The sequence below is a fragment of the Hoylesella enoeca JCM 12259 genome, assembly GCF_000613405.1.
GTDB lineage: Bacteria > Bacteroidota > Bacteroidia > Bacteroidales > Bacteroidaceae > Prevotella > Prevotella enoeca.
This window is the reverse complement of the sequence record NZ_BAIX01000111.1, coordinates 1-845: the sequence shown is the minus strand read 5'-3', so window position 1 is coordinate 845 and position 845 is coordinate 1. Positions and strand designations below refer to the sequence as shown.

1 protein-coding gene and 1 pseudogene are annotated in these 845 nt (G+C 47.9%); both read left to right on the top strand.

Annotated elements, in window-relative coordinates; all coding sequences use genetic code 11:
• The first annotated feature begins 159 nt into the window (after positions 1-159).
• Entirely contained in the window at positions 160-330 is a 171-nt protein-coding gene (locus JCM12259_RS16865; protein ID WP_156409618.1) for a hypothetical protein, read from the top strand.
• Positions 331-353: 23 nt separating this feature from the next.
• Positions 354-845 (top strand): annotated as a pseudogene (locus tag JCM12259_RS15640) (hypothetical protein); the annotation flags it as partial.

Sequence of the window (845 nt, the reverse complement as noted above, 5' to 3'; positions counted from 1 at the left end):
TATTTTAGGTCTTCGCCTACGCGCGCGCGTAAGGCGTGGGCTAAACACCAATAAACAAAGGGCTTCTCGGAGTTCCCTTTGTTCCTTTTTTCATGCCCTTTTGCCAACCGAGCAAGGGGGAAATAACGCAGCATTTACTCACTAAAACAACACGAAATAATGAGAAAACAAGTAGAGAGTTTAATGGCTTATCTGAAGCCCGAATGCCACGTCATCGAAGCCACGACAGAGCAATTTGTTTGTACGTCGGTGCGGCCGCACCCTGGTTCGCAAGAAGAGGATTGGGACCCGGACGATGATGTCGACGGAGGAGAATATGAATTTGAGTAATCATCATTAAAAATCAGAAGACAATGAAGAAGTATATATTTTTAAGCGCAGCGTTATTATTATTCACAACGAGTTGCAGCAACGACGAGAATAATGAGCAGAAAGAGCCTACACAAGCCGTGCAATTCAGCTTTACCAACGAAGAGTTTGGTGAGGACGAGACATTAACGAGAGCATCAGAAACAGCAAAGCCACAGATTGTAGACCTGGGCGATTGCGAAGCCGAGATAACGGTAGAGAGTGAACCGACAGCAAAGAAGACGCGCGGCGCATTATCACCGGCTAACGGTCACTACACGATCCGTGCCTATCAGAGTGGTACTTTGAAAGGCGAAATGAAAGGCACGTTCGGCAGCTCTATGTGGGCACCTACATTCACGCCCGACGCCAGCTCAAAAGATAAACTAAGGCTCCCTTATGGCACCTACGATTTCGTTGCGTTTAACGACGATGTAACTGTTAGCGGCACGAACCTAACCACCACACGCGATAAAGCCGAGACGGCACGCATGGGT